This is a genomic window from Variovorax glacialis (genome assembly GCF_051216375.1).
GTDB lineage: Bacteria > Pseudomonadota > Gammaproteobacteria > Burkholderiales > Burkholderiaceae_C > Variovorax.
In genome coordinates this window covers 103031-120390 of record NZ_JBPJZT010000008.1, presented here as the reverse complement: position 1 = coordinate 120390, position 17360 = coordinate 103031, and the positions used below count along the sequence as shown (strand labels likewise).

General features: G+C 66.0%; 21 protein-coding genes. 20 read left to right on the top strand and 1 reads right to left on the bottom strand.

The features are described from left to right. The first annotated feature begins 119 nt into the window (after positions 1-119). The 13 genes from ssuE to ACSFBL_RS21535 all read left to right on the top strand — a co-directional run bounded on the left by ssuE (position 120) and on the right by ACSFBL_RS21535 (position 10369). The gene (gene ssuE / locus ACSFBL_RS21595; protein WP_435517870.1) at positions 120-704 is read left to right on the top strand and encodes an NADPH-dependent FMN reductase; all 585 of its coding nucleotides are present in this window, start codon (positions 120-122) and stop codon (positions 702-704) included. Positions 705-794: 90 nt separating this feature from the next. Beyond that, a complete protein-coding gene (locus ACSFBL_RS21590) occupies positions 795-935 on the top strand; it encodes a hypothetical protein (protein ID WP_435517869.1) in 141 nt (46 codons plus the stop codon). Positions 936-959: 24 nt separating this feature from the next. Beyond that, entirely contained in the window at positions 960-1916 is a 957-nt protein-coding gene (locus ACSFBL_RS21585; RefSeq protein WP_435517868.1) for a sulfonate ABC transporter substrate-binding protein, read from the top strand. Between the two features lie 37 nt (positions 1917-1953). Then, positions 1954-3123, top strand: coding sequence for an FMNH2-dependent alkanesulfonate monooxygenase (ssuD, locus tag ACSFBL_RS21580; RefSeq protein WP_435517867.1), 1170 nt, complete (start codon positions 1954-1956; stop codon positions 3121-3123). Positions 3124-3149: 26 nt separating this feature from the next. Then, positions 3150-3989, top strand: a complete 840-nt coding sequence (gene ssuC / locus ACSFBL_RS21575; protein ID WP_435517866.1) for an aliphatic sulfonate ABC transporter permease SsuC — start codon at positions 3150-3152, stop codon at positions 3987-3989. 13 nt (positions 3990-4002) lie between these two features. Beyond that, complete coding sequence (locus ACSFBL_RS21570; protein WP_435517865.1) at positions 4003-4968, top strand: aliphatic sulfonate ABC transporter substrate-binding protein; 966 nt, start codon at positions 4003-4005, stop codon at positions 4966-4968. Between the two features lie 5 nt (positions 4969-4973). After that, entirely contained in the window at positions 4974-5801 is an 828-nt protein-coding gene (locus ACSFBL_RS21565; RefSeq protein ID WP_435517864.1) for an ATP-binding cassette domain-containing protein, read from the top strand. A 131-nt stretch (positions 5802-5932) separates the two neighbouring features. After that, complete coding sequence (locus tag ACSFBL_RS21560) at positions 5933-6148, top strand: TOBE domain-containing protein (RefSeq protein WP_028250350.1); 216 nt, start codon at positions 5933-5935, stop codon at positions 6146-6148. 7 nt (positions 6149-6155) lie between these two features. Continuing rightward, a complete protein-coding gene (locus ACSFBL_RS21555; protein ID WP_435517863.1) occupies positions 6156-7199 on the top strand; it encodes a methionine ABC transporter ATP-binding protein in 1044 nt (347 codons plus the stop codon). Next, on the top strand, positions 7192-7857 hold the full coding sequence (locus ACSFBL_RS21550) for a methionine ABC transporter permease (RefSeq protein ID WP_435517862.1): 666 nt from the start codon (positions 7192-7194) through the stop codon (positions 7855-7857). Before ACSFBL_RS21555 ends, ACSFBL_RS21550 begins: the two co-directional genes overlap by 8 nt. Before the next feature lie 62 nt (positions 7858-7919). Beyond that, on the top strand, positions 7920-8726 hold the full coding sequence (locus ACSFBL_RS21545) for a MetQ/NlpA family ABC transporter substrate-binding protein (RefSeq protein ID WP_435517861.1): 807 nt from the start codon (positions 7920-7922) through the stop codon (positions 8724-8726). A gap of 95 nt (positions 8727-8821) precedes the next feature. Continuing rightward, positions 8822-9736: a serine O-acetyltransferase EpsC gene (epsC, locus tag ACSFBL_RS21540; RefSeq protein WP_435517860.1), complete on the top strand. Its 915-nt coding sequence runs from the start codon at positions 8822-8824 to the stop codon at positions 9734-9736. Positions 9737-9814: 78 nt separating this feature from the next. Continuing rightward, positions 9815-10369 (top strand): NADPH-dependent FMN reductase, encoded by a 555-nt coding sequence (locus ACSFBL_RS21535; protein WP_435517859.1) that lies wholly within the window; start codon positions 9815-9817, stop codon positions 10367-10369. A gap of 115 nt (positions 10370-10484) precedes the next feature. On the opposite strand, the gene ACSFBL_RS21530 is transcribed toward ACSFBL_RS21535, so the two are convergent. Next, the gene (locus tag ACSFBL_RS21530) at positions 10485-11132 is read right to left on the bottom strand and encodes an FMN-dependent NADH-azoreductase (RefSeq protein WP_435517858.1); all 648 of its coding nucleotides are present in this window, start codon (positions 11130-11132) and stop codon (positions 10485-10487) included. Between the two features lie 130 nt (positions 11133-11262). Between ACSFBL_RS21530 and ACSFBL_RS21525 the strand changes: the two genes are divergently transcribed. The 7 genes from ACSFBL_RS21525 (at position 11263) to ACSFBL_RS21495 (ending at position 17346) form a co-directional block, all read left to right on the top strand. Further along, positions 11263-12180 (top strand): LysR family transcriptional regulator, encoded by a 918-nt coding sequence (locus ACSFBL_RS21525; RefSeq protein ID WP_435517857.1) that lies wholly within the window; start codon positions 11263-11265, stop codon positions 12178-12180. 58 nt (positions 12181-12238) lie between these two features. After that, the gene (locus ACSFBL_RS21520; RefSeq protein WP_435518120.1) at positions 12239-12862 is read left to right on the top strand and encodes an RBBP9/YdeN family alpha/beta hydrolase; all 624 of its coding nucleotides are present in this window, start codon (positions 12239-12241) and stop codon (positions 12860-12862) included. Then, positions 12859-13860, top strand: a complete 1002-nt coding sequence (locus tag ACSFBL_RS21515; RefSeq protein ID WP_435517856.1) for a sulfate ABC transporter substrate-binding protein — start codon at positions 12859-12861, stop codon at positions 13858-13860. The genes ACSFBL_RS21520 and ACSFBL_RS21515 overlap by 4 nt, the downstream gene beginning before the upstream one ends. 86 nt (positions 13861-13946) lie before the next feature. Beyond that, a complete protein-coding gene (gene cysT, locus ACSFBL_RS21510; protein ID WP_435517855.1) occupies positions 13947-14840 on the top strand; it encodes a sulfate ABC transporter permease subunit CysT in 894 nt (297 codons plus the stop codon). Then, on the top strand, positions 14837-15736 hold the full coding sequence (gene cysW / locus ACSFBL_RS21505; RefSeq protein WP_435517854.1) for a sulfate ABC transporter permease subunit CysW: 900 nt from the start codon (positions 14837-14839) through the stop codon (positions 15734-15736). The genes cysT and cysW overlap by 4 nt, the downstream gene beginning before the upstream one ends. Before the next feature lie 12 nt (positions 15737-15748). Then, on the top strand, positions 15749-16840 hold the full coding sequence (locus ACSFBL_RS21500; protein WP_435517853.1) for a sulfate/molybdate ABC transporter ATP-binding protein: 1092 nt from the start codon (positions 15749-15751) through the stop codon (positions 16838-16840). After that, a complete protein-coding gene (locus tag ACSFBL_RS21495; RefSeq protein ID WP_435517852.1) occupies positions 16825-17346 on the top strand; it encodes a disulfide bond formation protein B in 522 nt (173 codons plus the stop codon). Before ACSFBL_RS21500 ends, ACSFBL_RS21495 begins: the two co-directional genes overlap by 16 nt. Positions 17347-17360 lie beyond the last annotated feature (14 nt).

Below are 17360 nucleotides of genomic sequence, written 5' to 3'. Positions count from 1 at the left end.
TGCGCGCACTGCGTGTCGCTTCGCCTACCCCCTGACCGGGGGCGGGCTGGCCGCTTCCGCGTGGCGGGCGCGGCAGCCCTCACGAGTTTGGCGCCCGTCTTTTTGAAAGTGAATTGGTTGTGACTGTTCTATTGATCGCTGGTAGTCCTTCGGCGCCTTCGCGCTCTGCGGTTCTGCTCGACGCCGTGGCGGCGCGGCTGGCCGAGCGCGATGTGCCGGTGGAGCGTCTCGCGATCCGCGAGCTGGCGGCGCATGCCTTGCTGCTGGGCGAGGCTTCGCATCCCTCTGTGCAGCACGCGGTGGAACAGGTGCGGCGTGCGGACGTGATCGTGATCGCGACGCCGGTCTACAAGGCGGCGTACAGCGGGGTGCTGAAGGTGTTCCTCGATCTGCTGCCGCAATCGGCGCTCAAGGGGAAGACGGTGCTGCCGCTGGCCACCGGCGGCAGTCCGCATCACATGCTGGCGCTCGACTATGCGCTGCGGCCGGTGCTGCAGTCGCTCGCGGCGCGGCACATCCTGCCGGGCGTGTATGCGACCGACGGGCAGGTGGTGCTGCAGCCCGAGGGCGCCTACCAGCTGCAGGCCGAACTCTCGCAGCGGCTCGACGATGCGGTCGACACGCTGGCGAGCGAGGGCCTCAAGCTGCCACCGAACTGGGGCTTCGAGTCCGTCGCGTTCGACCAGGTGCGATGTAGCGTCTGACGACGCCTCCCGTCTCTCCGCTTCCAAACCCTCTCGTTCGATTTCTTCGCCGCAGTGCGGCGCGGGATTGGTGTTGCCCGAAGGAAACCCATGCCACCCGTTCTCACCGACAACTTTCAACCGCGACGCCCCCGGTGGCAAGTGGTAGCCGATCTCGCGATCGGCGTGCTCGTGGTGCTCGCCATTGCGCTCATCACCAGTTTCCTGGCGGCCACTTCGGCGCCCTTGTGAAGTCACCCATCGAAAAACAAGCACATGACACAGCATTCATCGACTCGCCGGCAACTGATCCAGGGCGCCGCTGCGGCCATCGCATTGCCCTCGCTGTCCGCCTTCGCACAGGCGCCCGCGCGCCAGCTTCGCATCGGTAACCAGAAGGGCAACCTGAGCCTGCTCAAGGGGAGGGGGACGCTAGAACAGCGCCTCGCGCCGCTGGGGGTCTCGATCAAGTGGACCGAGTTCACCGCAGGCCCGGTGCAGCTCGAAGCACTGAATGTTGGCTCGATCGATTTCGGTGACGTCGGGGAAGCCCCGCCGATCTTCGCGCAGGCCGCCGGCGCGCCCCTGGCCTATGTGGCCGCCACGGTGCCGCGTCCGCAGTCCGAGGCGGTGCTGATTCCGAAAGGGTCGCCAATCCAGTCTGTGGCCGATCTCAAGGGCAGGAAGGTCGCGCTCAACAAGGGCAGCAACGTCCACTACTTCCTGGTCAAGCTGCTCGAGAAGCACGGTCTCGCCTACAGCGAGGTGACCGTCGTCTTTCTGCCGCCGGCCGATGCGCGCGCGGCCTTCGAGAAGGGGTCGATCGACGCGTGGGTCATCTGGGATCCCTTCCTCGCTTCCGCGGAGAAGACGCTCGACGCCAAAGTGCTGGCCGATGCCAGGGGCGTGGTGGGCAACCGCGCCTACTACTTCTCGTCGCTCGACTATGCGCAGAAGAACGCGGATGTCATCAAGGTCCTCATCGAGGAACTCGACAAGGTCGACCAGTGGGCACAGGCCAACCAGGGCGCATTCGCGACCGAGCTCTCCGCGATCTGGGGGATCCCCAAGCCGGTGGTGGACGTCACGGTGGGTCGCACGAAGTTCGGCACCACGCCGATCACCAAGGCGATCCTCGGCGAGCAGCAGCAGATCGCGGACACCTTCTTCGCGCTTGGATTGATCCCTCGAAAGATCCGCCTGCTCGACGCCGCCGCGGGCAACCTGGCCTGACGGCCGAAGCGCGTCCGAACCCCGAAAGCCCATCGCCATGAACATCCTCTGGTTCCTCCCCACGCACGGCGACAGCCGCTATCTCGGCTCGACCGAAGGCGCACGCTCGGTCGACCTGGCTTACCTGCAGCAGATCGCCGGCGCCGCCGACAAGCTCGGCTATGAAGGCGTGCTGATTCCCACCGGCCGCTCCTGCGAAGACCCGTGGGTGATCGCGTCGAGCCTGATCGGCGCGACCTCGCGTCTCAAGTTCCTCGTCGCGGTGCGGCCGGGGCTGCACCAGCCGAGCCTTGCCGCGCGCATGGCAGCGACTTTCGACCGGCTCTCCGGCGGTCGCGTGCTGGTCAACCTCGTGACCGGCGGCGATCAGGCCGAGCTCGAAGGCGATGGGGTGTTCCTGGACCATGCCGCGCGCTACGAGCAGTCGGCCGAGTTCATCCGCATCTGGCGCGAGATCATCGCGCGCAGCCATGAGGGACAGAGCTACGACTTCGACGGCCGGCACCTGAGCGTGAAGGGCGCCAAGCTGCTGTTTCCGCCCACGCAGAAGCCGTATCCGTCGGTGTGGTTCGGCGGGTCGTCCGCTGCCGCGCACGAACTGGCGGCCGAGCAGGTCGATGCCTACCTGACCTGGGGCGAGCCACCCGCGGAGGTTGCGAAGAAGCTCGCCGACGTACGTGAACGCGCAGCCCGTAAGGGCCGCACGGTGAAGTTCGGCATCCGCCTGCATGTGATCGTGCGCGAGACCGAGGACGAGGCGTGGCGCGCAGCCGAGTCGCTGATCAGCCGGGTGGACGACGAGACCGTGAACCGCGCGCAAGCCGCCTTCGCGCGCATGGACTCCGAAGGGCAGCGACGCATGGCCGCGCTGCATGCGGGTGGCGCGAAGCGCACCCGTGCCGATCTGGAGATCAGCCCGAACCTCTGGGCCGGCGTGGGCCTCGTGCGTGGCGGCGCGGGCACGGCGCTGGTCGGCGATCCGAAGACGGTCGCGGCGCGCATCGAGGCGTACGCGGCGCTCGGCATCGACAACTTCATCTTCTCGGGCTATCCGCATCTCGAAGAGGCGTATCGCTTCGCCGAACTGGTGTTCCCGCTGTTGCCGCGCAAGCAACGTCCGGGGCTGCCGGGTGAAGCCCTCACAGGCCCGTTCGGCGAGGTGGTCGCGAACCTGGATGCGCCTTCGCGCCTTCGCTCGCAAAGCTGATCGCGTTCGCGATCCAAAGGATTTCAATGACCGAACAAGTGCAGACCTTGCCAGCCGCCGCGCCTTCGCTGAACACCGCCAGGGCCAAGGCTTTCGGCATCGGCGTCGCCAAGCGCCTCGTCCCCTGGCTGGTGCCGGTGGGCCTGATCGTGACGTGGCAGATCGCCTCGTCGCTCGGCTGGCTCTCGACCCGCGTGCTGCCGGCGCCCATCGACGTGGTCAAGGCCGCATGGACGCTTGCCGCCTCGGGCGAGCTGTGGACCCATGTGAAGGTAAGCGCGGGGCGCGCACTGGCCGGGCTGGCGATCGGCGGCGGGCTCGGGCTCGCGCTGGGCCTGTTGACGGGCTCGGTCCGGTTCTTCGAGACGCTGCTCGATTCGAGCATCCAGATGGTGCGCAACATTCCGGCGCTGGCGCTGATCCCGCTGGTGATCCTCTGGTTCGGCATCGACGAATCGGCCAAGCTGTTCCTGATCTCGGTGTCGGTGTTCTTCCCGATCTACCTCAATACCTTCCACGGCATCCGCAACGTCGATCCGCAGTTGATCGAGATGGGCCGCACCTACGGGCTCACGCGGTGGCAGCTCTACAGGGAAGTGATTCTTCCGGGCGCGATGTCGTCGATCCTCGTGGGCCTGCGGTTCTCGCTCGGGCTGATGTGGGTGATCCTGATCGTGGCCGAGACCATCTCGGCGCAATCCGGCATCGGCTATCTCACGATGAATGCGCGGGAGTTCCTGCAGACCGACATTGTGCTGGTGGGCATTCTGCTCTATGCGCTGCTCGGCAAGCTCGCCGATCTGTTCGCCCGTGGCCTGGAGCGCTGGTGGCTGCGCTGGCACCCCGGTTATCGCGTCGCGAAGTGAGGGAGAGACAAGGATGACTCGCATGTTTTCCCTCACCCGTCGCGGTGCGCTCGCGACGCTGGCTTCCGTCGCCAGCGGCGTTGCCTTCGCGCAGAACAATGCGCCTTCGACCGTCCGCATCGGCTACCAGAAGTCGTCGACGCTCATCGTGGTGCTCAAGACGCAGGGCACGCTCGAACGCCAGCTCGCGCCCTTGGGCGTGAAAGTCAGCTGGCATGAATTCACCAGCGGATTGCCGTTGCTGGAAGCGCTGAATCTCGACAACCTCGACTTCAGTGCCGACGTGGCCGATACGGTGCCGGTGTTCGCGCAGGCAGCAGGCGCCAGGCTGACCTTCGTGGCGCAGGAAGCCCCGTCGCCGGCGGCGCAGGCCATCGTGGTGCGCGGCGACTCGCCGCTCCGCTCCGTCGCCGATCTCAAAGGTCGCAAGGTCGGCTTCGCCAAGGCAGCCGGCGTGCATTACCTTCTGATCGCCGCGCTCGACAAGGCGGGCCTCGGCTTCAAGGACATTGAGCCGGCCTACCTCACGCCGGCTGACGGCCGCGCCGCCTTCGAGCGTGGCGCGATCGATGCGTGGGTCGTGTGGGATCCCTTTCTTTCCGCGGCGCAGCGGCAGTCGAACGTGCGCGTGCTGGCCGACGGCACGGGTATCGCGTCTTACCAGCGCTACTACCTGGCGGGCACGCCCTTCGCGCAGTCGCGGCCCGACGTGCTGCGTGTGCTCTACGGCGAACTGCAGAAGGCGGGCATCTGGGTCAAGCAGAAGCCCAGGGACGCTGCCGCGCTGCTCGCGCCCGTGTGGGGCCTGGATGCGGCAACCGTCGAGCAGGCCAATGCGCGTCGCAGCTACGAGGTGCGCCCGGTCGTGGTCGGCGCACTCGGCGAGCAGCAACGCATTGCCGATGCCTTCTTCGCGGAGAAGCTGTTGCCCAGAAAAATCAATGCGCTCGACGTTGCGCTGTTCACCCCAGGAGCCTGAAGACCATGAGTGCCATCCTCCAGCAACGCAAGGAAGAGGGACCGGGCGGCGTGCGCCTCGACATTCGCGGGCTGTCCAAGTCCTACGGCGAACGCGAGGTGCTGCGCAACACGCAACTCTCGATCGAGCCCGGCCAGTTCATCGCCATCGTGGGCCGCAGCGGTTGCGGCAAGAGCACTCTGCTGCGCCTGATCGCAGGTCTCGAAGAGGCGACCGAAGGCGCGCTCTACACCGACGGCAAGGCCGTCGACGGACTGCATGACGACACGCGGATCATGTTCCAGGAAGCTCGCCTCCTGCCGTGGCGCCGCGTGCTCGACAACGTGACGCTGGGCCTGCCCTCGGCGAGCCGTCCGCGCGGCGAGGAAGTGCTGGCGCAGGTCGGGCTGGCGGAGCGGGCGGGCGAATGGCCCGCGCGTCTTTCGGGCGGCCAGCGGCAGCGCGTGTCGCTCGCGCGGGCGCTGGTGCATCACCCGCGATTGCTGCTGCTCGATGAACCGCTGGGCGCGCTCGACGCACTGACGCGCATCGAGATGCATCGGTTGATCGAGAACCTGTGGCAGCGACACCGCTTCACCGCGCTGCTCGTCACGCACGACGTGCAGGAAGCTGTCGCGCTCGCCGACCGTGTGATCCTGATCGAGGATGGGCGCATCGCGCTGGACGAAACGATCGCGCTGGCGCGGCCGCGCTCGCAGGGCGATCCGGCGTTCGCGGCGATCGAGAAGCGCATTCTCGATCGCGTGCTGCAGAAGCCTGAGCTTGAACCGGAACCGGCCAATGACACGCGCTGGGCCGATGGCCCCGCCCACGTCCTCCGCTGGGCGGTGTGAAGGATCGCCCCCAGGCTCGCGCACTTCGTGTCGCTCTCCACCCCCTTCCGGGGGCAACCCCTGCGGCCTGGCTAAGCCGGTTCCGCGGGATTTCTGGATCTAGTTCGTTTTTCAACCGAAGGAGTCGTTTCATGTCTATTCAGGCTATCAATGTTCGCAATCAGTTCAAGGGGAAGGTCCGCGAGATCATTCGTGGCGATGTCGTGTCCGAAGTCGACGTCGAAACCGCATGGGGCATCGTGACCTCGGTCATCACCACGCGGTCGGTCGACGAGCTGCAGCTCAAGCCCGGATCCGATGTGGTTGCATTGGTGAAGTCGACCGAGGTGTCGATCGCCAAGCTCTAAAATGGGGATGATCCATCTCTCAGATATTCACCAGATTTACGACGGCCCGAGCGGGCCGGTCGAGGCCCTCAAGGGCATCGATCTCCAGGTGGCGCCGGGCGAAGTGTTCGGCGTGATCGGGCGCAGCGGGGCGGGCAAGAGCTCGCTGGTGCGCACCATCAATCTCCTCAATCGACCCGTGCGCGGCAGCGTCCGCGTGGATGGGCGCGAGCTCACTGCGCTGGACGACGCCGAACTGCGCGTCGCGCGCCAGGGCATCGGGATGATCTTCCAGCACTTCAACCTGCTGGCTTCCCGCACCGTGTATGACAACGTGGCCCTGCCGCTCGAACTCGCGGGGCTGCCATCGTCGGACATCAGGAGCCGCGTCGAGCCCTTGCTCGAACTGGTGGGGCTCACCGGCTTGCGCGACCGCTACCCTGCGCAGATCAGCGGCGGCCAGAAGCAGCGCGTCGGCATCGCGCGGGCGCTGGCCAACCGGCCGAAGGTGCTCCTGTCGGACGAGGCCACGTCGGCGCTCGATCCGGAGACCACGCGCTCGATCCTTGCGCTGCTCCAGCAGATCAACCGCGAGTTCGGCCTGACGATCGTGCTCATCACGCACGAGATGCAGGTCATCAAGCAACTCGCGCAGCAGGTGGCGGTGATCGACCATGGACGCATCGTGGAGCAGGGCGCCGTGCTCGATGTCTTCACCCGCCCGCAGCACGAGACGACGCGCAGCCTGCTCGACGACATCGCGCCGCAGGCCCTGCCTGAAAGCGTCCTGGCGCGGATCCGCGCCTTGATGCTCGGCGGCGGCAGCCAGGCGCCGCAACTCCTGCGCCTGGCCTTCGCGGGCGACGACGCGGCCGACCAGCCGCTGCTGTCGCAGGTGATCCGCCGCTTCGGCATCGACCTGTCGATCGTGCATGGCCAGGTCGACGAGATCCAGGGGCGACCTTTCGGGTCGCTCGCGGTGCTCGCGCGTGGCGCGAGCGAGTCCGTGGCATCGGCCGTCGCATACCTGCGTGGCGCCGGCGTGATGGTGCAGGAGGTGGCACATGTTTGATGTGTTCACCGGCCCCATGCTGGAACTCTTCGCCAGCTCGCTGTGGGAAACGATCGTGATGGTCGGCATATCGGGCCTCATCGGCGCAGCGGTCGGCATTCCGCTCGGCGTGTACCTGCATCTCACGGACACCGGCGGCGTGCTCGTGAACCGGCCGGCCAATCGCATCGTCGGCGCCATCGTCAATGCGGTGCGCTCCACGCCTTTCATCATCCTGCTCGTGGCGATCATTCCGCTCACGCGCCTGTTGACGGGCTCGTCCATCGGCACGGCTGCCGCGGTGGTGCCGCTGAGCATCGCCGCAGCGCCTTTCGTGGCGCGGCTTGTCGAGACCTCGCTGCGTGAAGTCGATCGCGGCCTCGTCGAAGCGGCGCAGGCGATGGGCGCGACCACGCGCCAGATCGTCTGGAAGGTGCTGCTGCCCGAGGCATTGCCCGGCATCGTGGCAGGCGTGACCATCTCCTTCGTGAGCCTCACCGGCTACTCGGCGATGGCGGGCGCGATCGGCGGCGGTGGCCTGGGCGACCTCGGCATCCGCTACGGCTACCAGCGCTTCCTGCCCGAAGTGATGCTCGCCGTCGTGATCGTCCTGATCCTGTTCGTTCAGGCGCTGCAAAGCGGTGGCGACTGGCTGGTGCGCAAGCTTAGCCACAAGTAATTTCGTATTTTTCTCCCCGGACCCACAGGTCTCTTCTCTCCCTCCCAAAAGGAAATCGTTTCATGCATTCATCCAAACGCAAGCTTCTCCAGTCGATCGTCGCCTTGACGATCGCGTCGGGCTTTGCGGCCGTGCCGGCATTCGCGCAGGACAAACCGATCAAGATCGGCGTGACGGGTGGCCCGCACGCCCAGATCTTCGAGCAGGTCAAGAAGGTTGCCGAGAAGGACGGCCTCAAGATCCAGGTCGTGGAGTTCAGCGACTACGTGCAGCCCAATGCGGCGCTGGCCGCGGGCGATCTCGATGCCAACAGCTACCAGCACAAGCCCTACCTAGACCAGCAGGTCAAGGACCGCAACTACAAGCTGGTGGAGGTGGCCAGCACGGTCAACTTCCCGATCGGCATCTATTCGAAGAAGGTCAAGAGCCTGAAGGACCTGAAGGAAGGCGCGCGCTTCGGCATGCCGAACGATCCGACCAATGGCGGCCGCGTGCTGCTGTTGTTGCAGGACCAGGGCCTGATCAAGCTCAAGCCCGAAGCCGGCCTCAAGGCCACGCCGCTCGACGTGATCGAGAACCCGAAGAAGATCAAGTTCATCGAGGTCGATGCCGCGCAACTGCCGCGCACGCTCGACGACGTCGATGCCGCGGGCATCAACACCAACTTCGCGCTGTCGGCAGGCCTCAATCCCGTCAAGGATGCGATCGCCCGCGAAAGCGCCAAGAGCCCCTACGTGAACATTCTTGTCGTGCGTGAAGCGGACAAGGGCAAGCCGTGGGTCGCCAAGCTGGTGAAGGCCTATCACTCGGACGAAGTGCGCGACTTCATCCAGAACGAGTTCAAGGGCTCGGTGCTGGCGAGCTGGTAAGTCGGCCGCTGCCAGGGAAACCTGGCGCAACAACCCGCCCGTGGCGGGGTTTTGTGCGATGCTGCATCGTCTGACCCCCACCACGGAGGACATGCATGTCTCACTTCGACGTCAGCGACATCGTCGTCGCATTGCGCTCGGCGCGCGACGAATGGCGCGATTCCCAGAAGCGCTCGCGCGAGCCCGGCAGTCGCGAGTTTCCCTCGCGCGACGCGCTGGCCGGCATCGTCGAGTCGCTCAAGGGCGCGCTCTTCCCGATGCGGCTCGGCCCGCCCGACCTGCGGCACGAGAGCGAGGATTTCTACGTCGGCTACACGCTGGATTCGGCATTGCAGGCGCTGCGAACACAGGCCTCGCTCGAATTGCGCTACATGGCGCGCCACGAGCCCCGGGCTGCCGACGTGATCGATGCGGAAGCCACGACAGCCGTACGCGAGTTCGCGGCGGCGCTGCCGGGCATTCGGCGCCTGCTCGACGGGGACGTGCTCGCGGCCTTCCAGGGCGACCCCGCGGCTCGCAGCGTGGACGAGGTGCTGCTGAGCTATCCCGGCATCCTCGCGATGATTCACCATCGCCTGTCGCATCGGCTCTACGGCCTCGGCCTGCCGCTGCTCGCGCGCATCGTGTCCGAGCTTGCGCACAGCCAGACCGGCATCGACATCCATCCCGGCGCGCAGATCGACGCGGGCTTCTTCATCGACCATGGCACGGGTGTCGTGATCGGCGAGACGGCGGTCATCGGCAAGCGGGTACGCATCTACCAGGCCGTGACATTGGGCGCCAAGCGCTTCCCGACCGACGTGGAAGGCAACCTGCAGAAGGGCCTGGCGCGGCATCCGGTGGTAGAGGACGACGTGGTGATCTACGCAGGTGCGACCATCCTGGGCCGTGTCACGCTGGGCAAGGGCGCCACCATCGGCGGCAACGTGTGGATCACCGATGACGTTCCACCGGGAGCCAGCGTGTCGCAGGCCAGCCTGCAGAACGCGCCGCAACGCCGGCCGGCGTGATCGGGCTTTTCTGGATAAGGTCTTGTGCGCTTCGCATAATGCGTCGCGAGTTCCTTCAACCACCGTCAAGGAGTTTTCATGGCCCAGAAAAAGATTGCCGTTGTCATCGGAAGCCTGCGCAAGGATTCGTTCAATCGGAAGCTCGCTCTCGCCGTCGCGCACCTCGCGCCCTCGGATTTCACCTTCGAGCACGTGCAGATCGATGACCTCCCGCACTACAACCAGGACGAGGACGGCAATCAGGCACCATCGGTCAAGCGTCTCAAGACGCAGATCGCAGCGGCGGATGGTGTTCTCTTCGTGACGCCCGAATACAACCGCGCGATTCCCGGCGTGTTGAAGAATGCGATCGACAACGCATCGCGCCCGTACGGGCAGAGCGCATGGGCGGGCAAGCCCGCGGGCGTCCTCGGCATTTCGGTCGGCCAGATCGGCACGGCGGTGGCCCAGCAGCAGCTGCGCACGGTGATGGCCTATCTGGACATGCCGACCCTCGGCCAGCCCGAGGTCTTCCTGCAGAACAAGGAAGGCCTTTTCGACGACAAAGGCCATGTCGCCGAAGGCCCGACCAAGCAATTTCTCCAAAGCTGGGTCGACAAGTACGTAGCCTGGATCAAGGACCACTCGAACTGAGCGCGAGGCGGAATTACGGAGGCCTGCGGCCCCAAACGCAGAACCGCTGAGACCTCGCGGTGTCAGCGGTTCTTGCGGAGCGCACCGTCGGCCGGTGCGCGAGCAGCGACGTGGATTACGCAGCCAGTGCGGCGACGTCCTGATTGGCAGCCTTGCCGGTCGCCGTAGCGATGTCCGAGCGGGCCGAGTCCAGGGCGGCGGCCTTGGGTGCATCGCCCATCGCTACGCCTTCGGCACGCACGAAGCGCACGTCGGTCACGCCGAAGAAGCCGAACACCACCTTCAGGTAGCTTTCCTGATGTTCCATCGCCTGGCCGCCTTCGCTGGTCGAGTAGATGCCGCCGCGGGTCGAGGCGACGATCAGGGTCTTGCCGGTGGCGAGGCCGACCGGGCCCTTGTCGGTGTACTTGAAGGTGCGGCCGGCCTGGGCCAGGCGGTCGATCCAGGCCTTGAGCTGGGTCGGCACCGTAAAGTTGTACAGCGGCGCGCCCACGACGATCACGTCAGCGGCGAGGAACTGGTTCACCAGGCGCTCGGAGACTTCGTTCTCGTGGCGCTGGGCCGCGGTAGGTTCGGCTTGCACGCCGACCTTGATGCCGAGCGCGTCGGCGCTGAAATGGTTGGGGGTGTCCACCGCCAGGTCGAGGTAGTCGACGGTCGTGTGGGGGTGAGCCTTGCGCCATTCGGCCACCACTTCGGCGGTCAGTTGGCGGGAAACGGAGTTGGTGCCCAGGACGCTGGAATCGACGTGCAGCAGTTTCATGATCAATGCTTTCTCTGAAAGGTGCCGGCACTGAAATCGGTCGGCGTGACGAGAATTCTATTTTTGTGGCGATTAACTGATAAGTCGGCAAAAATGGCTTAATTCGTTCCATGGATAGGACAATGAAGCGATGCAAGACCTGAACGACATGGTGTTTTTCGCGGAGGTTGCCGAACGTGGCGGGTTTGCCGCGGCAAGCCGGGCGCTGGGCATCCCGAAGTCGCGGCTCTCGCGCCGTGTGGCCGACCTGGAAGCCGAACTCGGCGTGCAGTTGATGCAGCGCAGCACCCGGCGCCTGTCCCTCACGCCCGCAGGCGAGATCTACCTGCGCCATTGCGCCGCGATGCGCGACGCGGCCCAGGCAGCGTCGGAAGCAGTAGCGCAGGTGCAGACCGAGCCGAGCGGCACCGTGCGGCTGAGCTGCCCGGTGACGCTGGCGCAGAGCAGCGTCGGGCCGCTGATGCCCCAGTTCCTGGCGCGCTATCCGGCGGTGCGTGTCGAGATGCGCGTGCTGAACCGGCCGGTCGATCCGGTCGAGGAGGGCGTCGATCTTGCGCTGCGCGTGCGGCCCGAGATCGAGGACAGCTCGACGCTGGTCGCCAGGACCTTCGGCATCAGCCGGGGCATCCTGGTCGGCAATCCCGACCAGTTGAAGCGACAGGGGCCGGTGCTGACGCCGGCCGACCTTCACAGGATCGACACGGTCTCGATGTCCACCGGCGACGGCCGCACCAACTGGCGGCTCGAGGGCCCGGCGGGCAAGGTGATCGTGCATACGCATACGCCGCGCTACGTCGCGGACGATCTGCTGACCCTCAAGTTCGCGGTCGTCCAGGGGGTCGGCGCTTCCGTGCTGCCGGACTACATGTGCCGGGGCGACCTCAAGTCGGGCGCGCTGGTGGAGGTGCTGCCTGGCTGGGGACCCGCGCCGGGCATCACCCACGTCATGTTCCCGGCGCGTCGTGCGCTGGTTCCGGCGGTCCGGCGACTGATCGATTTCCTGATCGAAAACCTCGACAGTGACGAGCCGCACGATCTGGCCGGATAGCTCCTTATGCGAAAAACGCCATATTCAAACAAGTAGATATTCGTTTGTCATTGAAGCAATGCTTCGCAGAATCGCGGGTTCTTTTCAAGATGAGCGACTCCGCGTGACGCAACCCACCATCGTGATCGTGCCCGGCTGGCGCGATTCCGGCCCCGGCCACTGGCAAAGCCTGTGGGCCGAGCGGATGCAGGGCGCGGTGCGCGTCGAGCAGGACGACTGGATCACGCCGAGCCGCGCCGCCTGGGTCGCTTCGCTCGAAAAGCGCGTGCTCGAAAGCTCGGGTCCGGTGATCATCGCCGCGCACAGCCTGGGCTGCATCGCCACCACGCATCTCTCCGAAGCCGCCGCGGCGCGCATCAGCGGCGCGTTGCTGGTCGCACCCGCCGACCCGGAACGGCGTGCCGTGCTGTCGGATTTCGCGCCCGTGCCTTACGCCAAGCTGCCGTACCGCAGCATCGTCGTCGCCAGCAGCAACGATCCCTTCTGCCCGGTGCGGCTCGCAGGCGCGTATGCCCGCGCCTGGGGAAGCGAATTCGTTCGGATGCAGAATGCCGGCCACATCAATATCGAATCCGGACACGGCGACTGGCCCCTCGGCCTGGCTCTGCTCCAATCCCTCACGGACGAGCCGACCCCTCTCATGGGCGGCTCGCGCAATTTCGAACCTTTGGCAACTCTATGACTTCCAGAATCAAAACGATCCTCGGCGCGCTGGTGCTCGCGGCTTCCGGCGCCGCCTCGGCCCAGACCAGCCTTCTCAATGTTTCCTACGACGTGGCGCGCGAGTTCTACAAGGACTACAACGCCGCGTTCGTGGCCAACTACAAGAAGACGACGGGCAAGGAAGTCAAGATCGACCAGTCGCACGCCGGTTCGAGCGCCCAGGCGCGCGCCGTGGCCGACGGCCTGGACGCCGACGTGGTGACGATGAACACCAGCACCGACATCGAATTCCTCGCGAACGCCGGCGTGGTGGCCAAAGACTGGGCCAAGCGCTTCCCCTACAACGCGTCGCCCACCACCTCGACGATGCTGTTCCTGACGCGCAACGGCAACCCGAAGGGCATCAAGGACTGGGACGACCTGATCAAGCCCGGCGTTCAGGTCGTGGTCGTGAACCCGAAGACCGGCGGCAATGGCCGCTACGCCTACCTCGCTGCCTGGGGCTACGTGAAGAAGAAGGGCGGCACCGACGCGCAGGCGGCGGAGTTCGTCGGCAAGTTGTTCAAGAACGTGCCCATCCTTGCGCGCGGCGGCCGCGACGCGACCACTGCCTTCCTGCAACGCAACATCGGCGACGTGCTGATCACCTTCGAATCCGAAGTGGTCTCCATCGATCGCGAGTTCGGCGCGGGCAAGGTCGATGCCATCTACCCCTCGATCAGCATCCTGGCCGAAAACCCCGTCGCGGTGGTTGAACGCACGGTCGCGAAGAAGGGCACCGGCGAACTCGCCAAGGCCTACCTCGACTACCTCTATTCCGACGAAGCGCAGGAGATCGCCGCCAAGCACGCACTGCGTCCACGCTCGGAAGCCGTCCTCAAGAAGTTCGCCTCGACCTTCAAGCCGGTGCAACTCTTCACCGTGCAGGAACTGTTCGGCAGCCTGAGCGAAGCGCAGAAGGTTCACTTCAATGACGGCGGGCAGTTCGACCGGCTCTACACGCCTGGCGTGAAGTAAATGAGCGCAGTGCCGAACCGCTTCGAGCAAGCGAAGGCCCCCTCGGGGGGCAGCAACGACGCGCCAGCGCGGAGCGTGGGGATCCGATGAGCGGTGCTGTTTCTTCGGCGCTGCCGTCTTCGGCGGCGCCGCTTGCGCGTGCGGGCAACACCGGGGTGTCCCGGCGCGTGCTGCCGGGTTTTCACCTGACGCTCGGCTATTCGTTGCTGTACCTCAGCCTGATCGTCCTGATCCCGCTGTCGGCGCTGGTCTTCAAGACCTTCACGATGGATTGGGAGCACTTCTGGGTGGCGGTGACAGCGCCGCGCGTCATGGCCTCGTACCGCCTGACTTTCGGCGCATCGCTGATCGCCGCGCTGGTCAACCTCGTGTTCGGCCTGCTCGTCGCCTGGGTGCTGGTGCGCTACAAGTTCCCGGGCAAGCGCATCGTCGATGCGCTGGTCGACCTGCCGTTCGCATTGCCCACCGCCGTGGCCGGCATCTCGCTCACGGCGCTGTTGGCCGGCAATGGCTGGATCGGCCAGTTCCTCGAACCGATGGGCATCAAGCTGGCGTTCACGCCGGCGGGCGTCGTCATCGCGCTGATCTTCATCGGCTTGCCCTTCGTGGTGCGCACGGTCCAGCCCGTTCTCGAAGACACCGAGAAAGAACTCGAAGAAGCCGCGACCAGCCTCGGCGCGACGCGCCTGCAGACCTTCACGAAGGTGATCCTGCCGTCGATCATGCCGGCGCTGCTGACCGGCTTCGCGATGGCCTTCGCGCGCGCGATCGGCGAATACGGTTCGGTCATCTTCATCGCCGGCAATATGCCGATGATCTCGGAGATCACGCCGCTGATCATCATCGGCAAGCTGGAGCAGTACGACTACGCGGGCGCGACGGCGGTGGCGCTGGTGATGCTGGTGATCTCCTTCGTCCTGCTGCTGGTCATCAATGGTCTTCAGGGCTGGCAGCGCCGCCGTTCGGGAGCTTCGTCATGAGCGCGAACGCCAGGACCATTCGCCGCGCCAAGGCGGGCACGACCGAAGCCGCGTGGGTCCGCTGGACCCTGATCGGCATCGCGATGGCCTTCATGCTGCTGTTCCTCGTGCTGCCGCTGGCCGCTGTCGCGGCCGAGGCATTGCGCAAGGGATTCGGCGCCTACGTCGACGCGCTGAAGGAGCCGGATGCCTGGAGCGCCATCCGCCTGACCTTGCTCACCGCGGCGATCGCCGTGCCGCTGAACCTCGTCTTCGGCATCGCGGCCGCATGGGCCATCGCGAAGTTCGAGTTCAAGGGCAAGGCCTTCCTCACGACCCTGGTGGACCTGCCCTTCGCTGTGTCGCCTGTGGTGGCGGGCCTGATCTACGTGCTGGTGTTCGGCGCGCAGGGCTGGTTCGGTCCGTGGCTCGCGGCGCACGACATCAAGATCATCTTTGCCGTGCCCGGCATCGTGCTGGCGACCGTGTTCGTGACCTTCCCGTTCATCGCGCGCGAACTGATCCCGCTCATGCAGGCGCAGGGCACCGAAGAAGAGCAGGCCGCCATCGTGCTGGGTGCGACCGGCTGGCAGACCTTCTGGCGCGTGACGCTGCCCAACATCAAGTGGGGCCTGATCTACGGCGTGATTCTCTGCAACGCGCGCGCGATGGGCGAGTTCGGTGCGGTGTCGGTCGTGTCGGGCCACATCCGCGGCCAGACCAACACCATGCCGCTGCACGTGGAAGTGCTCTACAACGAATACCAGTCCGTCGCCGCGTTCGCGGTGGCTTCGCTGCTGGCGATCCTGGCGCTGGTCACGCTGGTCATCAAGTCCCTCGTCGAATGGCGCCACGAGCGCGAGATGAAGGCGCTCGCCGACCTGCCGCCGGAACGCCCCTCGGCCGTCGCGACCTGAAAGAGAGAAATCATGAGTATCGAAATCCGCAACGTCAGCAAGCAGTTCGGTGACTTCCACGCGCTGCGCGATGTGAACCTCGACGTGTCGTCGGGCGAACTGGTCGCGTTGCTCGGCCCTTCGGGCTGCGGCAAGACCACGCTGCTTCGCATCATCGCGGGCCTGGAGACGGCGGATGCGGGGAGCATCCTGTTCTCGGGCGAGGACACCACCGATGTGCACGTGCGCGAGCGGCAGGTGGGCTTCGTGTTCCAGCACTACGCGCTGTTCCGCCACATGACGGTGTTCGAGAACGTGGCCTTCGGGCTGCGTGTGAAGCCGCGCGGCACGCGTCCGAGCGAAGCGCAGATCAAGGCCAAGGTGCACGACCTGCTCAAGCTGGTCCAACTCGACTGGCTGGCGGACCGCTACCCGTCGCAGTTGTCCGGCGGCCAGCGGCAACGCATCGCGCTGGCGCGGGCGCTCGCGGTGGAACCCAAGGTCCTGCTGCTCGACGAGCCTTTCGGCGCCCTCGACGCCAAGGTGCGCAAGGAACTGCGCCGCTGGCTGCGCCGCCTGCACGACGAGCTGCATGTGACCAGCATCTTTGTCACGCACGACCAGGAGGAGGCCCTCGAAGTGGCCGACCGCGTGGTGCTGATGAACAGCGGTCGCGTCGAACAGGTCGGTTCCCCGCAGGACGTGTGGGACCACCCCGCGAGCCCCTTCGTCTACGGTTTCCTCGGCGACGTGAACCTGTTCCATGGCCGCGCGCACGAGGGGGAGGTGCATGTCGAAGGCATCCGCATCGACACGCAGGAGCGTGCGTTCCGCGACGGCAAGGCGCTCGCCTACGTGCGGCCGCACGACCTGACCGTCGAGCGCTACACCCAGGGCGCGACCGGCATCGTCGCGACCTTGAGCCGCGCCATCGTCGTCGGTCCCATCGCGCGACTGGAACTCGAACCGGTCGAATCGAATCCTGATAATCCAGGCTCCGGAACCATCATCGAAGCGCAACTCCCTGCGCAACAGTTCCGGGACCTGGGCCTGAAGGAAGGCGACACCGTCGTCGCCACGCCCCGCAAGGCCCGGGTGTTCGTAGAAGAATGGGTTTCACCTTGATCGACTGGTATTTCGGTGCGCCGCGGCGCGCATTCGCCCTGATCGTCGCGGCTTGCGTCGCGATGCTGGCCTTCGGCATGTACCTGCAGCACGTGGTCGGCCTCGAGCCGTGCCCGATGTGCATCGTGCAGCGCTATGCACTGGTGCTGGTCGCGGTTTTCGCGGCCATCGCTGCCGCCAGCAACCGCAGGGGCCTGCAGGTGACCGGATCGCTGCTGGGTCTCATCATGGCTGTCGGTGGCGCCTACACCGCCGCGCGCCAGAGCTGGCTTCAGTGGCATCCGCCGGAAGTCGTCTCCTGCGGCCGCGACATCTACGGAATGATCGAGACCTTCCCGCTGCAGCGCGCCTTGCCGATGATCTTCCGCGGCGCCGGCGACTGCTCGCAAATCGACTGGACCTTCCTCGGCCTGTCGATCGCGAACTGGTCCTTCATCGCGTTTACCGTTTTCGCGGTATTGCTGCTGGTCCTGATCTTCCGCCGCACGCCCCGCAACGCCCCCTGACGCCTGGGAGCGAC